The sequence below is a fragment of the Pseudomonas sp. Pseusp18 genome, assembly GCF_059506005.1.
On record NZ_CP169240.1, the window covers coordinates 1,431,151 to 1,449,004 of the forward strand.

Genomic DNA, 17,854 nt, shown 5'->3' on the forward strand with positions numbered 1-17,854 from the left:
GCTATTCAGAACCTGATGCCCGGTGCTGTCGCAGGGTCTCGATGGTCGCGATCAGGTCATCGTAGGACACCGGTTTTCCAATGTACTGGTCAAAGCCCGATTGACGAGCCTTTTTAATATCGCTGATAGCGCCGTAACCAGTCAGGGCAATGGCCGGCACATCCTTGACGTGGGGCAACTGACGTAATGCTTGCATCAGTTCGTGGCCGTTCATGACCGGCATGCCCAAATCCGAAATGATCAGGTCGAAGTGGCTGTTGGTTGCCGCATCCAGAGCATCCCATGGACGATCGAAGGCAACGACTTCGGCGTCCTCCATTTCCAGCAGCATTTTCAGGGTTTCCAGTACCTCGGCGGAGTCGTCGACCAGCAGAATCGTCAGGCCGCTCAGTTTTCCTGATACCTCGTCGGTTGGCGTTGTGGTTTGGGTTTTGCCTTCACTACTGGCCAGCGGCAAATAGACAGTGAAGGTACAGCCTTCCCCAACGCCCGGCGAATTCACTTCAACCGTGCCATGTTGGGCCTCGGTCAATTGGCGCACCAGTGACAAACCGATGCCCAGCCCTTCGCGCTGGTGGTTGGCGTGCTGTGTTTCAGCCTGGCCAAACAGGTCGAATACGTGTTCGAGGTTCTCGGTCGCGATGCCGGTGCCATTGTCCTTGACGTCTAGCCGCGCCATGTTTCCGGCCAGGCTGGCGATCAATTGCACGCGGCCGTCGGGCGGGGTGAATTTCAGTGCGTTATTCACCAGGTTCCAGATGATCTGCTCCAGGCGCGTCGGATCGGCGCGCACCATCAACGGCTCCGAAGGCACATACAGCTCGACGGTGGTGCTGTGTTGATCGTTGAGGACGACGGTGTAAATGTCGCGCAGCACACTGGCCAGATCCACGGCGATCGGTTTGAGCTTGAGCTTGCCGGTGCGCACGCGGGCGACATCCAGCAGGTCGTCGATGATCCGCGCCTGGCTGCTGACAGCATCGCAGATGGTGTTGACGGCTTTGGCGGCCGGCGCCACCGACTTGGTCACCGGTAAGCGCCGCAACAGTTCGGCGTTGAGCTGGATCAGGTTCAGAGGATGCTTGAGTTCGTGGGACATGACCGCGAAGAACTCATCCTTGAGGTAATTGGTGTTCAGCGTCTCGGCCAGTTGTTGGCTTTGTTCCTCATGCTGGCGTTTGTGACCGGTAAGGTCCCGGGCGATTTTCACGTAGCCGCGAAGGCTGTCACCGCTGAGCAAGGTCACTTCGCCGCTGCAATAGAAGCGGCTGCCGTCCTTGCGCAGGTGCCAGCGTTCATCTTCGGAACGGCCATGGGTGCGAGCCCCCAGCAGTTCGGTTTCAGGCACGCCGGTGGCGCGGTCTTCGGCGGAAAAAATGAAGTCGTAGTAAGCGCCTTCGGCCTCGGCCTTGCTGTAGCCGAAGATCAGTTCGGCGCCTTTGTTCCAGGTGGTGATCACGCCTTGTTCATCAAGGGTGATGATCGCGTAGTCGCGGGTGCTTTCGGCCACCAGACGCATGCGTTCTTCGCCCAGGCGCAGTTCTTCTTCGGCCTCGCGGCGTTTGGTGATGTCGATGAACGTCAGCACGGTGCCGTCGATATGGTCTTCACTGGAGCGGTAGGGCAGCAGACGGGCGATATACCAGTGCTTGTCGGTACTGCTGACTTCGCGTTCGATCATGTTCAGTGATTCGAATACCAGTGCGGCGTCACTCGCCAGGTCGTCGTAGTGCAGGCGATGCGTGATGTCGAGCAGGGAGCGGCCGGTATCCACCGGCAACATGCTGAAAATGTCGGTGGCGCGCGGGGTGAACCACTTGATTCGCATGCTGCGGTCGACAAACACCGTGGCAATGTCGGTGGAGGCGATCAGGTTGGTCAGGTAGTCGTTGATCTTGTCGGTTTCTTCGACTTTGGTTTTCAGCTCGTAGTTGACCGTCAGCAGCTCTTCGTTGATCGATTGCAGCTCTTCCTTGCTGGTTTCCAGCTCTTCGGTGGCCGAGCGCAGTTCTTCGTTGATCGCCTGCATTTCTTCGTTGGAAGCTTTCAGTTCTTCGCTGGAGATTTCCGATTGTTCAATGGTGTCCTGCAAGTGCAGCTTGGTGCGCTGCAGTTCACGTTCCAGGTTGGACAGCACCTGGCTTTCGGTTTGCAGCAGGGTCGTGGCCGTCGCTTGTGAAGGATCGACTTCGACTTCCTCGAAAATCACCAGGACGAACTCGCCATCCGACTCGTCATCCTTGTAAGGCTGCGCCTCCAGACTGACCTTGTAACGCCGCTCTTCGCGCTTGATCGGCACCTCGCGTGATTTCACGGCCAGGCCGCTCTGCTGGACCTGGAACAGCGTGGTGCGGATTTCCAGGCGCAGTTCCGGAAGGATCAGCGTCAGCAGGTTGCGTGACAGCTCTCCGCCCACATGTCGCAGGAAACGCCCGGCACCTTCGCTCATGTGCAGGATGTCGGCGTTGGTATCGACGATCATGCTCGGCGGAGCGTAGCGTTCGAGGGCGCGCTGGTGGATGTCGGCGAACGACAGCTTGCGCTGCACGACGTTTTGCGGCGCCTGCCGGGAAATATTGGAGCGCACATAACCACCGCGCGGCACGGTCGGCGTACGTCGGCTACTCGCGGTGCCGGTTTTTGCACGGAAGATCCGGTTGCGTTTGTCCACCGGCGTGAACAGCTCATGGCAAGCGTCTGCGCTTTCGGAAGAGCCCAGGAACAGAAAGCCACCGGGCCGTAATGCAAAGTGGAACATCTGCAGGATTTCGCGTTGAACTTCGCGATCCAGATAGATCAACAGGTTCCGGCACACGATCAGGTCGATTTGCGAGAAGGGTGGGTCGGACAGCAGGCTGTGCTTGGCGAACAGCACCTTCTCGCGGATTTCCTTGCGAATCCGATAGTGCTCATCTTCCTTGATGAAGTAATGCCGCAGCCGCGTTGGCGGTACATCCGTCACGATGGCTTGCGGGTAGAGACCGGCCCGACCGAAGCTGATGGCGCGCTCGTCGATGTCGGTGGCGAAAATTTGCAGCGAGGCGTTGCTGGCCTCCAGTTGCAGCTGATCGTTGACCAGCATCGCCAGGCTGTAGGCTTCTTCGCCGGTGGAGCAGCCAGCCGACCAGATCCGGATTTCTTCTTTCTCAGGCTGGGCCGACACCGCGGCGCCGACCAGTTGCGGCACGATATCGCGCTCCAGCGCTTCGAAGGCTTCGCGATCACGGAAGAAGTTGGTCACGCCGATCAGCATGTCTGCCAGCAACGCCTTGGTTTCTTCGGGATTGTCTTGCAGGTAGCGGTAATAAGCCCCCAGCTCTGGCTGGGCGGTGACTTGCATCCGGCGCTCGATTCGGCGCAATACCGTCGCGCGTTTATAGTGCTTGAAGTCATGGCCGGTGCCGGTGCGCAACAGAATCAGGATGTCGTGCAGCATTTGCTCGGCGAGTGCTGCTTCGCGCTCGGATATCGAGGCAATGGTTTGCAGTTGCGGATCGTTGGCGGCGGGCAAGCTGATTTCCCGGGAGTTGTGCCACAGGTCCAGCAGCTTTTGCGGCATTTCCACCACAGGCAACACCAGATCGACCATGCCGGTCTCGATGGCCGCCCGAGGCATGCCGTCGAACTCGGCGTCTTCCGGCATCTGGGCCATGGTGATACCGCCCTGTTCCTTGATGCGTGACAAACCGACCGCGCCATCGGAGCCGCTGCCGGAAAGCACCAGGCAAAAGGCGCGCTCCTGATGGACATCAGCCAAGTCACGAAAGAACAGATCGATCGAGGCGTGGCGCCCCAGGTGTGGATCGTTGTCACTGACCTCCAGGTTGCCGTCATTCATCGTCAGCCGCTGCGCCGGTGAGATGACGTACACCCGGTTTTTCTCGATCGGCACGGTTTCGGTGACCTGCAGGACCTGCATCCGGGTCGATTCCTGGATGATCTGGTCTGCGATGCTTTGGTGGTCGGGCGACAGGTGAAGAATGATCACAAATGCCATGCCGTTGTCGTGAGGCATGTTCTCGAAGAACAATTTAATGGCTTGCAGCCCGCCCGCCGAAGCGCCAATGCCCACCACGGGAAAGTCCAGGGTGCTGGGACTCAATACCTTTCGCTCGGGCGCCGTGGCCGAGTGCTTGGGGGCTGTGGTCATTTCCTTCTGCCTTTGCTGGCGATGTAAAACGTATTGAGGGCGAGCGGGTATAAAACGCGGGTTTCTTAAAACAGGATAATCCCGTTTTTCAATAACACCTTCAATTATTTAGCGCGCATTTGTGCGGCTATATAAGTTTTTGACAAGCCAATGCGCGATTGCACTCCCGCCGCTTCAAGGGAACGCGACTACTGGCCGATAACCTCGATGGTCGTCGCTTTTGGCGGCTGGCAATCACGGCTTGTGCGAAATGACTTGATAGCCTATGGCCTCTCGCTATCATCTGCGCGCCAAAAAGGGCGCGAAGCTGAGTTTGCCCGTGTGGTTGCCTTTGGGTTGTTCTTCCTTAAATTGCCTGGAAATCTTCGATGCTGTCGTATCACCAAAAAAGCTTTTTGATCGTCGATGATTTCTCGGATTTCCGCAGTTCCGTCAGGTCCATGCTGCGGGAGTTGGGCGTCAAGGACGTCGACACCGCCGATACCGGTGAGCAGGCGCTGCGCATGTGCTCGCAGAAGTCCTATGACTTCATCCTGCAGGATTTCCACCTGGGCGATGGCAAGAAGAACGGTCAGCAGGTGCTCGAAGACCTGATGATCGAGAAGCTGATCAGCCATGAAAGTGTGTTTGTCATGGTCACCGCCGAAACCAGCCAGGCCATGGTGCTCAGCGCGCTGGAGCATGAGCCCGACGCTTACCTGACCAAACCGTTCAACCGCTCCGGTCTGGCCCAGCGCCTGGAGCGACTGGAACAGCGCAAGACCTTGCTCAAGCCGATCCTGCAAGCGCTTGACCGGGGCAAACCGGTTGAAGTGCTCAATGCCTGCATCGCCCTGTGCAAACAGGACATTCGTTATTCGCCGCTGTGCCTGCGTTACCGCGCCGATGCGTTGCGCGACTTGAATCAGAACGAAGCGCTGGAGCGTCTTTACGACAGCATCATTGCCGATCGGCCTTTGCCTTGGGCATTTGCCGGATTGGGCCAATTGCTGTTCAAGCGCGGGCAGGTCAGCCAGGCCAAGGGCATTTACGAAAAAGCCTTGAAAGTCTTCCCGATGATGCCGGCCCTCTACGATGGCATGGCCGATGTGCTGGTCGCCGAAGGCGACACCAAAGCGGCGCAGAAAGTATTGGAAGAGGCTATTCGCCTGTCGCCGCTGGCGGTGCGTCGGCAAGCGTTGCTAGGCAAGTTGGCAATGGCCAACGAAGACTTTGACACTGCCTCCAAAGCCTATCGCCAGGCCGTTAACCAAGGGGCGCAGTCACGTTTCAAGGATGCGGAAAGCAACCTCGGCCTGGCCCATGCCTTGATCAGCAAAGGCTCGGAAAAGGGCCTGGACACTCGAACCCGACTGGAAATCAACACGACGCTGAGTGCGGTGGCGAAGGAGAACCCGTCAGACCCGGGCCTGCAGATTCGCGCGCGTTTGATGAAGGCCACCAGCCTGTTGCTCAACGATGCCGAGACCGCCGAGAAGCTCACCGAGCAAGCGATGATGCGCCTCGATGGCATGGAACAGTTCATGAGCGCCGAAGCGGCGCTGCTGGTGGCCAAGCAGCTGCAAATGCTCGGGCAGGCGAGTGCTGGTGCTTCGATGTTGAAAAACTGTGCGGAAATCTACGGCGACGATCCGACCGTGATGAAGGGCATCGCCAAGCTGACCGACGACCCGACCATCCTCAACTCGGGCAACGCCGCCGCCGACCTCAACCGTCAGGGCGTGCGGGTGTACAAGACCGGCAATCTGGTGGAAGCCCGGGATGTGTTCCGCAAAGCCCTGGCGCTGCAACCGAAGAACATCAGTATTGCCCTGAACATGGCGCAGTCGCTGCTGCATGGCACCGACACCAGCGTGCCGTCGGCCGAGCTGGAAGAGTGCCGGGCCTGCCTGAAAACGGTCGGCCTGATGCCCGATACCGATGCGCGTTATCCGCGCTACCAGAAACTGAAAATCAAGGCGTTCGGCGAATGATCGACAGCGAACCGTCACTCGACTTCTCCACGGTGATTGCCTCCACCGTGCACGACATGAAGAACTCTCTGGCCATGCTGATGCAGGCGCACAGCCAATGGCTGGCACGCTTACCCGACCCTGAGCGGCACACCCCGGAGCAGGGCGTGATCGACTTCGAGTTCGCCCACCTCAATGGCATGCTGGTGCAGTTGCTGGGGCTGTACAAGCTGGGCGTCAACCAGATGCCGTTGCAGCCGGCCTACCATGAACTGGATGACTTCATCGAGGCGCAACTGGCGGCTCACCAGGAAGTGTTCGCCAGCCGCGGCATTATCGCGACCTATGAAGTGGACCCGTTAAGCCCGCTGGGTTTCTTCGATCGGGAGCTGATTGCCTCGGTGCTCGCCAACAGCATCAACAACGCCATCCGTTACGCCCGGCATGCCTTGTTGATCAGCGTCAGCGATGAGGCCGGGCAATTGGTGCTGACCATCAACGACGATGGCGAGGGTTATCCACCCGAGATGATCGAGCGTCAGGCCGACTATGTGCAGGGCATCAACCACAGCAGTGGCAGCACCGGCCTTGGTTTGTACTTCGCCGGGCGGATTGCCGCCTTGCATCAGCGTGATGGTGTGGGCGGACGCACCGAAATCAGTAATGGCGGCCCGTTGGGCGGTGGTGTGTTCAGTCTCTACCTCCCATAGAGCGCCGTTTCTGACCTGGAATACTCCCCGTAGGAGCTGGCGAAGCCTGCGATCTTTTGACTTTGTTTTTTAAAGGCAAGATCAAAAGATCGCAGCCTGCGGCAGCTCCTACGGTGCGATTGCGCCTTTTTGTTTGACGCTGCTTGATATTCCGAACAGCCGGAGCCTATTTTGTACGGGTCGCCGTTCGCGGCTCGTACAACAACAAGGATTGCGTCATGACAACCGATGGCCATCGCTCACTCGCGCAGCGATTGACGGGCATTGATGAGATTGAATGTGTCACGCCGGACCTGAACGGCGTACCACGCGGCAAGGTAATGACCGCTGAAGGATTTCTTGAGGGGCGGCGTTTGCAGATGGCGCGGGGAGTGCTGCTGCAATGCATCATGGGCGGCTATCCGCCCGCGCACTTTTATGGCAGCGATGATGGCGATCTGGCGCTGGTGCCTGATCCGGGGCAGATCCATCGCTTGCCCTGGAGTTCGCCCCCTCGGGCACTGGCCATATGCGATGCGCAGGAACTGACTGGCGAGAGCTCGCACCTGTCGACTCGCGGCCAACTCAAGGCAGTGATCGCTCGCTACGCCGCCCTCGGTCTGGCGCCGGTCGTGGCGACCGAGCTGGAATTCTTTGTGTTCGCGCCCAACCCTGACCCGACGCAACCCTTCCAGCCGCCAGTGGGCCTGGACGGTCGTCGCGAGGACGGTCATTCGGCATTCAGCATCAGCTCCAATAACGGCTTGCGGCCGTTCTTCACTGAAGTCTACGCAGGCATGGCGGCGCTGGGCTTGCCGCGCGATACCTTCATGCACGAGATGGGCGTCAGTCAGTTCGAGATCAACCTGCTGCACGGCGATCCGCTGCTGCTGGCCGACCAGACCTTGCTGTTCAAGCATCTGCTCAAGGAAGTGGCGCTCAAGCATGGCCTGACCGTGGTCTGCATGGCCAAGCCGTTGGCTCACACGCCGGGCAGTTCGATGCATATTCACCAGAGCGTCGTCGAGATCGACAGCGGGCGTAACGTGTTCAGCGACAAGGCCGGCGAGCCGACCGCGACCTTCCGTCATTTCATCGGTGGCCAACAGGCTGGCCTGGCGGATTTCACCGCGCTGTTTGCGCCGAACGTGAACTCTTATCAGCGCCTGTGCCATCCTTTTGCATCGCCCAATAATGCTTGCTGGTCCCATGACAACCGCGCGGCCGGCCTGCGCATTCCGGCCAGTTCTCCGGTCGCTCGTCGGGTCGAAAACCGCCTGCCAGGGGCTGACGCCAACCCGTATCTGGCGATCGCCGCGAGCCTGGCGTCGGGGCTGTATGGCATCGAAAACAAACTGGAGCCGAGCGAAGCGGTCCGGGGCGAATTCGTGGTGCCGGATAATCTTGCGTTGCCGTGTACCTTGCATGCCGCTCTTGAACGTCTGAAACGTAGCCAATTGGCGAAGGAACTGTTCGGCAAGGAGTTCATCGAAGGCTACATCGCTTCGAAGACCCTGGAGTTGACCAGCTTCCTCGATGAAATTACTCCCTGGGAACGGCGTGTTCTAGCAGCCCAGGCCTGACGACCCGTCGCCATCGGGCTATCGTTGTCGATAGCCCGATACTCACTGCAAGGAGCCGCTCGGAACGCCGATGCGCCAAATCCTGAAATCCTTTCGAGGACTTTATTTCGCCTCGCTGATGATGTTGATCGGCTCGGGCCTGTTGAGTACTTACCTTGCCCTGCGCCTGGCGGCCGATAAGGTCGACAGCCTGTGGGTCGGCGCGTTGATGGCGGCCAACTATTTCGGCCTGGTGCTGGGCGGCAAGATCGGCCATCGACTGATTGCCCGGGTCGGGCATATTCGAGCTTATTCAGCCTGCGCCGGGATCGTCGGTGCGGCGGTGCTGGGCCACGGCCTGGTGGACTGGCTGCCCGCGTGGCTGTTCCTGCGGGTGATTGTTGGCCTGGGCATGATGTGCCAGTACATGGTGATCGAAAGCTGGCTCAATGAGCAGGCAGAAGCCAAGCAGCGTGGCGTGGTGTTCAGCGGCTACATGATCGCTTCGTACCTGGGGCTGGTGTTGGGTCAGCTGATTCTGGTCATGCACCCGGGCCTGGGCCTGGAACTGCTGATGCTGGTCGCACTGTGTTTCGCCCTGTGTCTGGTGCCAGTGGCCCTGACCCGGCGGATTCACCCGGCACCTTTGCACCCGGCGCCGATGGAGCCGCGCTTCTTCATCAAACGCGTGCCGCAGTCACTGAGCACGGTGTTGGGGGCGGGATTGATCGTCGGTTCGTTCTACGGCCTGGCGCCTCTGTATGCCTCCCAGCAAGGATTGTCCACCGAGCAGGTCGGTCTGTTCATGGGCAGCTGCATTTTTGCAGGCCTGGTGGTGCAGTGGCCGTTGGGATGGCTATCGGATCGTTATGACCGGGCGGTATTGATCCGCAGTTTTGCGTTTAGCCTGGCGCTGGCCGCGCTGCCGCTGGCGATCATGCAGCAGGTACCGCTGGAGGTGCTGTTCATCGCCGGGTTCCTCTGTTCGTTGGTGCAGTTCTGCCTGTACCCGCTGGCGGTGGCGTTCTCCAACGACCACGTCGAGGGTGATCGCCGGGTGTCGCTGACGGCCATGTTGCTGGTGACCTACGGTGTCGGCGCGAGTGTCGGACCGTTGGTGGCCGGGGTGCTGATGAAGTTGTTCGGCAGTCACATGCTCTATGCCTTTTTCAGCTTCTTCGCGCTGGTGCTGGTGTGGCGAATCCGCCCGAAAGCGGTGACCAATCTGCATCAGGTGGACGATGCTCCGCTGCATCATGTGGCCATGCCCGACAGCATGTCGAGTTCGCCACTGGTGGCGTGCCTTGACCCGCGTGTCGATGAGCAGGTGGTGCAGGATCAGATGCAGAACCCGGTCAACCCGGAGGCTGATGTCAATCCGGATGCCGAGTCCGAACCAGAACCTGAACCAGTTTCGGATTCAGAAGACCCGGACGCAGGTCGCGAGCAAAGTTTTACCGAAGCGCGGCCTTGATCAAGGCATAAAAAAACGGGCAGTCCCCGCAAGGGACTGCCCGTTTTTTATTGGCGGGGCGTATCAGAAATCGTCTTTATCGAAGCGCCGCGCTTCACGCTGAAGCTGATAGACGAACCGCTCGACCTGCCGTTGCACCAGGCCGCTCATGTTGTGAAAACGCACGCCGGCGAAGGTGGTGTTGATCTTTTCTTCAAAGTGCAGGTAACGCAGCTCCACCGGTGCCGTCATGTTGCCGAAGGGCAGGGCGGCGATGAAGCGGTCGTAGACCTGGCCCAATTGCAGCTTGGCGGTGATGTCGCCTTCGAAGCGCAACTTGCAGCCGGTGGCGGAGATGTCCAACAGTTTGCCGCCGAGGGGCGACTTGAGTTTCTCACCGCCCAGCTCGACATTGACCAGTTGTGCCAGCTTCAACGCAGCGCGGAAAGCATTGCGGCGCTGGTGGTAAACCACCTCATCGGGCAGCGCGCCACGGTAGCAGCGGCCATCACCGGACTCGTCGATGGTCAGCGGGCCATTGCTTTCCCAGGCGATGCGCACGCCGTCGTGGAAGCCTTCGACCTTGAACGGTTCGCCGGCCAGCAGAAAGCGTTCGCCGTCGCGCGGGATCATTTCGTCCAGGGCGATCATCTTGCTGTCACGGTCGACGTCCACCAGATAACTCTGGAAGCGCTGGCTGCGCTCATGGAACGTGATGATCAGCGGGTCATGGCTGTCTTGCAGCTGACGCAGGTTGCCGGAGATTTCCAGGGGCGTGGTGAGCACCTTGGGTGGCTGCGGAGCATCTTCCGCGCTTAAGGCATTGGACACGAGGTATCAATCTCCAGACAAATATGACTACTGGCCGGCATTCTGCCAGCATGTTTCGCGTCTTGATAGGGCGTGCTCATTGAAAGGCTCAAGCCTGACTGAGCGGGCGTGGCTTGGCGAGCTTGGAGGTTGATCCGCGGGCATCGTAGAGCGCTGGCGGCTCGCCGCCGGTGAGGATTTTCAGCTGGTTGGCCGTGGCGGCCTGCTGCACCAGAATCGACTGGCCATTGTTGGCATTGGCGGCCTGGCACTGGGCCAGGAGGTCGGTCAGCACGTCGCTCTGTCCCAGCAACCGTTCGCCAATGCTCGACTGGCTGGCGAGTTGCTCCAGGCCCTGGCGGTTGGTTGGCAGGTTGAGGCTGGCGAGGATTTCACTGCGCTTGCGGCCATGCTGTTCGAGCAGAATGATCAATGCCTGTTTATGCGCCAGGATTTCTTCGAGCAGTGGCATGTCGCGACCGTGCAAGGCGAGGGACTCGGTTTGCAGCAGCTCCAGCAGTTGTTGCGCCGGGGCAAAGTCGTCGATGATCAGTTGCAGTAAATGAGTGTCGTGCATGGCTGGCCTTGGGTTTTAAGCGTCCAAAAGCCTGGCGCGGGCCGTGGCCTAGCGCTGGGCTTCGAAGTTGAGCAGTTTGCTGGCTACACGGTTGCTGTCGACTTTATAGCTGCCATCGGCAATCGCTGCTTTCAACTCGGCCACGCGGGCGTTGTCGACGGCAGGCTGATCGCGCAGCTTGTCAGTGACCTTCTGCAACTGTTGAGCCTCATTGCTGAGGTGTACCGATTCCCCGCTTTTGGTGGTACTGGCCTGTTCGGCCGGGGTATTCAGCGGCGCGGATTGGCCGGCTTCGGCGGTTTCCTTGGCGGTGCTGGTACGCGTACTGCCCGTAAGTGACGAGGAGCTGTTTAAACGACTGAAATCGATGACCATGACAATAAACCTCTGGATATTTGGACGCTTGCCATGTTTTCGGCGATTCCCCGAAAAACTTTAGGCCCATTTATCAATGAGCTTGCATGCGCCAGCGCATGCCCTGCATGCGGCACAGTTTAGGCAACCGCCAGGCGGTGCGCCATCACTTCACACACCCAGAGCCCTTACATGGCCACTTCCACCTGGCCGGGCGCTGTGACTTGCGCCTTGATGACCCGCTGGGAGTTAAGGTTCTTCACGCGAATCTGCTCGCTCAGGCCGCCGTTGGACAGCGCTTCACCCGGCATGCGCACACTGAGCGTACCGCTGCGGGCGGTAATCACCACCTGGTCGCCCTTGCGAACCACTTCCGCCTGTTCGAGATGCACCAGCGTAATGATCTGATCGGCGACCATTGGTCGGGTAAGTTTTTGCCCGATCGCCTGATCGACGGAAGTCAGAAACCCCTGATTTATCAGGCTGATATCACGCTCGCGCAGGGTTACGTCCTGAGGTTCGATAATCCCTGTGCGCTTGAGCGGACGAGTGGTCGTCACAATGTCGCGAAACAGCTTCACTTGAGCGGGCACGAAGACCGTCCAGGGCGAGGCGCCATCGCAGCGAACCTTGACCGTGACCCGTCCCAGAGGCCTTGCCGGGCTCTCGAGGGTGGCTGTCAATTCCTTGTCGCACATAGGCATGCGCAGGCGCGGATCGAGCTGGTTGACCTGGATTTCGTAGCGACCTTGCGTTTGACTGGTGGCCAGATAGTCCTCTACGGTGAATTCAAGAAAGCCTTGGGTGACGCCGATAAGCATGTCAGGCAAGGTAACCGTATCAGCAAGGGCAGGGCTGCCAGCGTTGAACAGGCAAGCGGCCGACATCGCGCAGAGCAATCTGCGGCAGGTTGATGTCAGGTGTCGGAAAAATGTCGGTTCTGTGTTCATAAGAGTTAAAAAGCAAGCGCCGTGCCGTTTCGTGATGAATGTGCGTCGCAACACACTTAGCGTTGGTGTAGGAGTCTGGGCATGGCTGGTGTAATGGATTCGGTGAACCAGCGCACGCAACTGGTAGGGCAGAATCGCCTTGAGCTGTTGTTGTTCCGTCTCGACGGCCAGCAGCTGTATGGGATCAACGTGTTCAAGGTTCGCGAGGTGCTGCAATGCCCCAAGCTGACCCTGATGCCCAAGTCCAGTCCTGTCGTGTGCGGTGTGGCGAATATTCGGGGGGCAACCATTCCGATCCTGGATCTGGCGATGGCGACCGGTGCCGGTCGGTTGCTGGACCAGAGCAATCCCTTTGTGATCATCACGGAGTACAACACCAAGACCCAGGGTTTCCTGGTTCGGTCGGTGGAGCGCATCGTCAACATGAACTGGGAGGAGATTCATCCGCCACCCAAGGGCACGGGGCGCGATCACTACCTGACGGCTGTGACTCGGGTCGACAACCAGTTAGTCGAAATCATCGACGTCGAAAAGGTGCTGGCGGAAGTGGCGCCGACGCCGGAAGCGATTTCGGTGGGCGTGGTCGATGTTGAAACCCAGCACAAGGCGCTCTCCTTGCGCGTATTGACGGTCGACGACTCGTCGGTGGCGCGCAAGCAGGTGACCCGTTGCCTGCAAACGATCGGTGTCGAAGTGGTGGCGTTGAACGATGGTCGGCAAGCGCTGGATTACCTGCGCAAGCTGGTCGACGAGGGCAAGAAGCCGGAAGAAGAGTTCCTGATGATGATCTCCGACATCGAGATGCCGGAGATGGACGGGTACACCCTGACGGCCGAGATCCGCAACGACCCGCGCATGCAAAAGCTCCATATCATCCTGCATACTTCGTTGTCGGGTGTGTTCAATCAGGCGATGGTCAAGAAGGTCGGTGCCGATGACTTCCTGGCCAAGTTCCGTCCTGATGACCTGGCATCCCGGGTAGTCGACCGGATCAAAGCAGCAGATAACAGCTAGAGGCCTTCTGCCCCTGGCGGTCAACACGATTTAAGAGGCGGTATCTTTGTCTACGGGTAATTTGGATTTCGAACAGTTCCGGGTATTCCTGGAAAAAGCCTGTGGCATTTTGCTCGGTGAAAACAAGCAATATCTGGTCTCGAGCCGTCTCAACAAACTGATGGAACAGCAGGGCATCAAATCGTTGGGTGAGCTGGTTCAGCGCATCCAGACCCAGCCGCGTAGCGGTTTGCGCGAGATGGTGGTGGATGCCATGACCACCAACGAAACCCTGTGGTTTCGTGACACCTATCCGTTTGAAGTCTTGAAGAACAAGGTATTGCCTGAAGCGATCAAGGCCAGCCCCGGTCAGCGCCTGCGGATCTGGTCGGCGGCGTGTTCGTCGGGTCAGGAACCGTATTCGCTGTCGATGTCCATCGATGAGTTCGAACGGGTCAACATGGGCCAGTTGAAGATGGGCGTGCAGATCGTTGCCACCGACCTGTCCGGCAGCATGCTGACCAACTGCAAGACCGGCGAATACGACAGCCTGGCCATCGGTCGCGGTCTGTCGCCCGAGCGCCTTCAGCGTTACTTCGACCCCAAGGGGCCGGGGCGCTGGGCCATCAAGGCACCAATCAAGAGTCGGGTGGAGTTTCGCTCGTTCAACTTGCTGGACAGCTACGCAAGCCTGGGCAAGTTTGACATCGTGTTCTGCCGCAACGTGCTGATCTACTTCTCCGCCGAGGTGAAGAAAGACATCCTGTTGCGCATTCACAGCACGCTCAAGCCGGGCGGTTATCTGTTCCTTGGCGCGTCCGAAGCGCTGAACGGTTTGCCGGACCATTACCAGATGGTCCAGTGCAGCCCGGGGATCATTTACAAGGCGAAGTGATTCGTTGACGGCATAAAAAACGGGAGTCCATTGGGACTCCCGTTTTTTTATGCCTGGCGCTTTTGCATCACGTAGGAGCTGCCGAAGGCTCGGGCCGCGTTCGGACGATCTTTTGATTTTGCTTTTCAAGATCAAAAGATCGCAGCCTTCGGCAGCTCCTACGAGGGGGCGTGTCGCAATGTAGGAAAGCGGCAGAAAAGCGGCAGGCGGCGGAAATCGGTTGCCGCTTTTCTGGCATTGCCGCCTCGTCACTGCTCGCAAAGCCCCGGTTTACGGGCTTTTTTGAATTGGCACGCCGCTTGCTATGTTCACGTTACGAAAAATCAGGTCACCCGAAGGTTTCCCGACATGAGCATCAGCTTCGATAAAGCGCTCGGTATCCACGAACAAGCCCTGGGCTTCCGCGCTCAGCGTGCCGAAGTCCTGGCCAACAACATCGCCAACGCCGACACCCCGAACTACAAGGCTCGGGATCTGGACTTCTCGAAAGTGCTCGCCGAGCAAAACGAGAAAACCAAAAACGGCAAGTTCGCCTTGAGCATGACCAACAGCCGTCACATCGAAGCTGAAGGCCTGGGCAATGGCGACGAGTCGCTGATGTATCGCACGCCGATGCAACCGTCGATCGACCAGAACACCGTGGACGCCCAACTGGAACAGTCGAACTACGCGGAAAACGCGGTCAACTTCCAGGCCAGCTTCACCCTGCTCAACAGTAAATTCAAAGGGCTGGTGTCAGCCCTGCGCGGAGAGTAATTCATGTCCCTGTCCAGTGTTTTCAACATTGCCGGTAGCGGCATGAGTGCCCAGACCACTCGCTTGAACACCGTCGCCAGTAACATCGCCAACGCCGAGACTGTTTCGTCGAGCATCGACCAGACCTACCGCGCCCGTCACCCGGTGTTCGCCACCATGTTCCAGGGTGGCCAGAGCGGCGGCAGCGATTCGCTGTTCCAGAACCAGGACGCGGCCGGTCAAGGCGTGCAAGTGCTGGGTGTGGTCGAAGACCAGAGCAACCTTGAAGCGCGCTACGAGCCGAATCATCCGGCCGCCGATGCCAAGGGCTACGTCTACTACCCGAACGTCAACGTCGTCGAAGAGATGGCCGACATGATTTCCGCGAGCCGTTCGTTCCAGACCAACGCCGAAATGATGAACACCGCCAAAACCATGATGCAGAAGGTCCTGACCCTCGGTCAGTGATAAGGGGCGACTTTCGATGAGTGTTACCGATACCACCAGCGGCGTAAGTCTCAAGGATGTCCTGGCCAACTCTTCGGTCAAGACCACGACCACCAGTGATGGTCTTTCCGCGGCAACCAGCAGTGCCACTGGCAGCAAGGCATTAGGCAAGGATGCGTTCCTGCAACTGCTGGTCACCCAGCTGAAAAACCAGAACCCGCTCGATCCTCAGGACAACAGCGCGTTCGTAGCCCAGTTGGCGCAGTTCAGTAGCCTGGAAGGCATCACCACGCTGAACCAGACCGTCAGCGGCATTGCCGGCAACTACAACTCGTCGCAAGCCTTGCAGGCTTCTTCGCTGGTGGGCCGTTCGGTCATCGCGCAGACCGACAAGGCCGTGGTCGACACCTCCAAGAGCCTCAACGGTACCGTCGTGGTGCCGACATCGGTTTCCGCAGCCACCGTCAAGATCACCAACTCGGCAGGCACGGTCATCCGCACCCTCGACCTGGGTAGTCAAAACGCCGGTAATGCCAGCTTCATTTGGGACGGCAAGGACAGTTCGGGCGCGGTGGCACCGGCGGGTACTTACACCTTCGGCGCAACCAGCACCATCGACGGCAAGAACACCTCACTGATTACTTACCTGCCGGCAACGGTCAACAGCGTGACCATCAGCCAGACCGGCGGTGAGTTGATGCTGAACCTGGCAGGCCTGGGCAGCGTTGCCCTGTCCAAAGTGCAAACCATTGGTCTATAGAGCCGACTAACACGGCACAAAGGAGTGGAATATGTCTTTCAATATCGGCCTTAGCGGTCTCTATGCGGCCAACAAACAACTGGACGTGACCGGCAACAACATCGCCAACGTTGCGACCACCGGTTTCAAATCGTCCCGTGCAGAGTTCGAAGACGTGTACTCGGCCACTCGCCTGGGTACCGGCAGCAAGACCATCGGTAACGGCGTGCGCCTGGCCAACGTTTCCCAGCAGTTCAGCCAGGGTGATGTGAACAACACCGGCAACGTGCTGGACATGGGTATCCAGGGCAACGGCTTCTTCATCCTCAGCGACAACGGTTCCCTGAGCTACACCCGTGCCGGTGCGTTCAAGACCGACGCTCAAAACTATGTGGTCGATAACAACGGCAACCGCTTGCAGGGTTATGGCGTCGACTCCAATGGCAAGATCATCAACGGTGTGTTGACTGACTTGAAGATCGATACCTCGAGCCTGAAGCCGAATCCGACTACCAAGGTTGATCAGACGATGAACCTGAACTCGGCGGAAACCACGCCGACCGTGGCCCCGTTCAGCCCGACCGATACCAACAGCTATAACAAGACCATCTCCACCAAGGTCTACGACAGCCAGGGTAACGAGCACACCATGGACCAGTACTACGTGAAAACGGGTACCAACGCGTGGCGTGTCTATACCTACATGGACGGTCGCTCCCCGGCCAACCCTGCAACCACGCCTCCAGTGGCGATCACTGCTGACATCACTTTCAACTCCGACGGCAGCATCAACACGCTGACAGCCGGCGCTGGCTGGACCCAAACCGGCAACACGCTGACCATGACTGGTTGGGTGCCAGGAGCTGTGATCAATGCCGCTGCCATTCCGCCGACCTGGGGCCCGAACGGTTCCGTCGCGGCCACTGGCGGTATCGCGTTCAACATGGCGCTGACCACCTCTTACAACTCGCCAACCGCCCGTACCGCCCAATACCAGGACGGCTACGCCACCGGCCAGATCTCCAGCCTGACCATCGACGCCAGCGGCGTCATGACCGCCAACTTCAGCAACCAGCAAACCAAGGCCATCGGCCAGGTGGCTGTGGCGAGCTTCGCCAACGAGCAAGGCTTGCAGCCAATTGGCGGTACGCGCTGGAAAGAAACCTTCGCTTCCGGCGTGGCCGGTGTCGATGCGCCGAAAACCGGTACCCTGGGTTCGGTCGTGTCCAACTCGCTGGAAGAGTCCAACGTCAACCTGACCAACGAGCTGGTTGATTTGATCAAGGCGCAGAGCAACTACCAGGCGAACGCCAAGACCATCTCCACCCAGAGCACCATCATGCAGACCATCATTCAGATGACCTGATGCTGTATAGCGCTGCATAAAGAACCCCTCTCACGAGGGGTTTTTTTTGTCTTGCAGAATCAAGATCAAGAGATCGCAGCCTCGTTTCACTCGACAGCTCCTACAAGGGGCGCGGGATTTCCTGTAGGAGCTGTCGAGTGAAACGAGGCTGCGATCTTCTGACCTTAAAAGCAGGCAAAAGA

General features: G+C 58.9%; 15 protein-coding genes. 10 read left to right on the plus strand and 5 right to left on the minus strand.

Annotated features, from left to right (window positions below; all coding sequences use genetic code 11):
* Position 1: 1 nt before the first annotated feature.
* Complete coding sequence (locus tag ACEN9A_RS06265; protein WP_258672719.1) at positions 2-4,150, minus strand: CheR family methyltransferase; 4,149 nt, start codon at positions 4,148-4,150, stop codon at positions 2-4.
* Positions 4,151-4,518: 368 nt separating this feature from the next.
* Here ACEN9A_RS06265 and ACEN9A_RS06270 point away from each other — a divergent pair, with 368 nt between their 5' ends.
* The 4 genes from ACEN9A_RS06270 to ACEN9A_RS06285 all read left to right on the plus strand — a co-directional run bounded on the left by ACEN9A_RS06270 (position 4,519) and on the right by ACEN9A_RS06285 (position 9,827).
* On the plus strand, positions 4,519-6,123 hold the full coding sequence (locus ACEN9A_RS06270) for a tetratricopeptide repeat-containing response regulator (protein ID WP_138866960.1): 1,605 nt from the start codon (positions 4,519-4,521) through the stop codon (positions 6,121-6,123).
* Positions 6,120-6,812, plus strand: a complete 693-nt coding sequence (locus ACEN9A_RS06275) for a sensor histidine kinase (protein ID WP_019650360.1) — start codon at positions 6,120-6,122, stop codon at positions 6,810-6,812. Before ACEN9A_RS06270 ends, ACEN9A_RS06275 begins: the two co-directional genes overlap by 4 nt.
* Positions 6,813-7,132: 320 nt before the next feature.
* The gene (locus tag ACEN9A_RS06280) at positions 7,133-8,374 is read left to right on the plus strand and encodes a glutamine synthetase family protein (RefSeq protein ID WP_258674148.1); all 1,242 of its coding nucleotides are present in this window, start codon (positions 7,133-7,135) and stop codon (positions 8,372-8,374) included.
* Positions 8,375-8,444: 70 nt separating this feature from the next.
* Positions 8,445-9,827 carry an MFS transporter gene (locus tag ACEN9A_RS06285; RefSeq protein ID WP_258672720.1) on the plus strand — a complete coding sequence of 461 codons (1,383 nt, stop codon included), beginning with the start codon at positions 8,445-8,447 and terminating at the stop codon, positions 9,825-9,827.
* 63 nt (positions 9,828-9,890) lie between these two features.
* Here the strand turns inward: ACEN9A_RS06285 and ACEN9A_RS06290 are convergent, their stop codons facing one another.
* The 4 genes from ACEN9A_RS06290 to flgA form a co-directional block, all read right to left on the minus strand.
* On the minus strand, positions 9,891-10,637 hold the full coding sequence (locus tag ACEN9A_RS06290) for a flagellar brake protein (RefSeq protein ID WP_258672721.1): 747 nt from the start codon (positions 10,635-10,637) through the stop codon (positions 9,891-9,893).
* A gap of 88 nt (positions 10,638-10,725) precedes the next feature.
* A complete protein-coding gene (locus ACEN9A_RS06295) occupies positions 10,726-11,193 on the minus strand; it encodes a flagella synthesis protein FlgN (protein ID WP_018926324.1) in 468 nt (155 codons plus the stop codon).
* Between the two features lie 48 nt (positions 11,194-11,241).
* A complete protein-coding gene (gene flgM, locus ACEN9A_RS06300; protein WP_007937499.1) occupies positions 11,242-11,568 on the minus strand; it encodes a flagellar biosynthesis anti-sigma factor FlgM in 327 nt (108 codons plus the stop codon).
* Between the two features lie 167 nt (positions 11,569-11,735).
* Complete coding sequence (gene flgA / locus ACEN9A_RS06305) at positions 11,736-12,497, minus strand: flagellar basal body P-ring formation chaperone FlgA (RefSeq protein WP_019582904.1); 762 nt, start codon at positions 12,495-12,497, stop codon at positions 11,736-11,738.
* 81 nt (positions 12,498-12,578) lie between these two features.
* Between flgA and ACEN9A_RS06310 the strand changes: the two genes are divergently transcribed.
* The 6 genes from ACEN9A_RS06310 to flgE all read left to right on the plus strand — a co-directional run bounded on the left by ACEN9A_RS06310 (position 12,579) and on the right by flgE (position 17,672).
* On the plus strand, positions 12,579-13,511 hold the full coding sequence (locus ACEN9A_RS06310) for a chemotaxis protein CheV (protein ID WP_019650363.1): 933 nt from the start codon (positions 12,579-12,581) through the stop codon (positions 13,509-13,511).
* A 46-nt stretch (positions 13,512-13,557) separates the two neighbouring features.
* Entirely contained in the window at positions 13,558-14,385 is an 828-nt protein-coding gene (cheR, locus tag ACEN9A_RS06315; protein ID WP_019582906.1) for a protein-glutamate O-methyltransferase CheR, read from the plus strand.
* A gap of 348 nt (positions 14,386-14,733) precedes the next feature.
* On the plus strand, positions 14,734-15,141 hold the full coding sequence (flgB, locus tag ACEN9A_RS06320) for a flagellar basal body rod protein FlgB (protein ID WP_007937506.1): 408 nt from the start codon (positions 14,734-14,736) through the stop codon (positions 15,139-15,141).
* Between the two features lie 3 nt (positions 15,142-15,144).
* A complete protein-coding gene (flgC, locus tag ACEN9A_RS06325) occupies positions 15,145-15,588 on the plus strand; it encodes a flagellar basal body rod protein FlgC (protein WP_007937507.1) in 444 nt (147 codons plus the stop codon).
* Positions 15,589-15,604: 16 nt separating this feature from the next.
* Positions 15,605-16,327 carry a flagellar hook assembly protein FlgD gene (gene flgD, locus ACEN9A_RS06330; protein WP_019650364.1) on the plus strand — a complete coding sequence of 241 codons (723 nt, stop codon included), beginning with the start codon at positions 15,605-15,607 and terminating at the stop codon, positions 16,325-16,327.
* A 31-nt stretch (positions 16,328-16,358) separates the two neighbouring features.
* A complete protein-coding gene (gene flgE, locus ACEN9A_RS06335) occupies positions 16,359-17,672 on the plus strand; it encodes a flagellar hook protein FlgE (protein WP_258672723.1) in 1,314 nt (437 codons plus the stop codon).
* Positions 17,673-17,854: the final 182 nt, after the last annotated feature.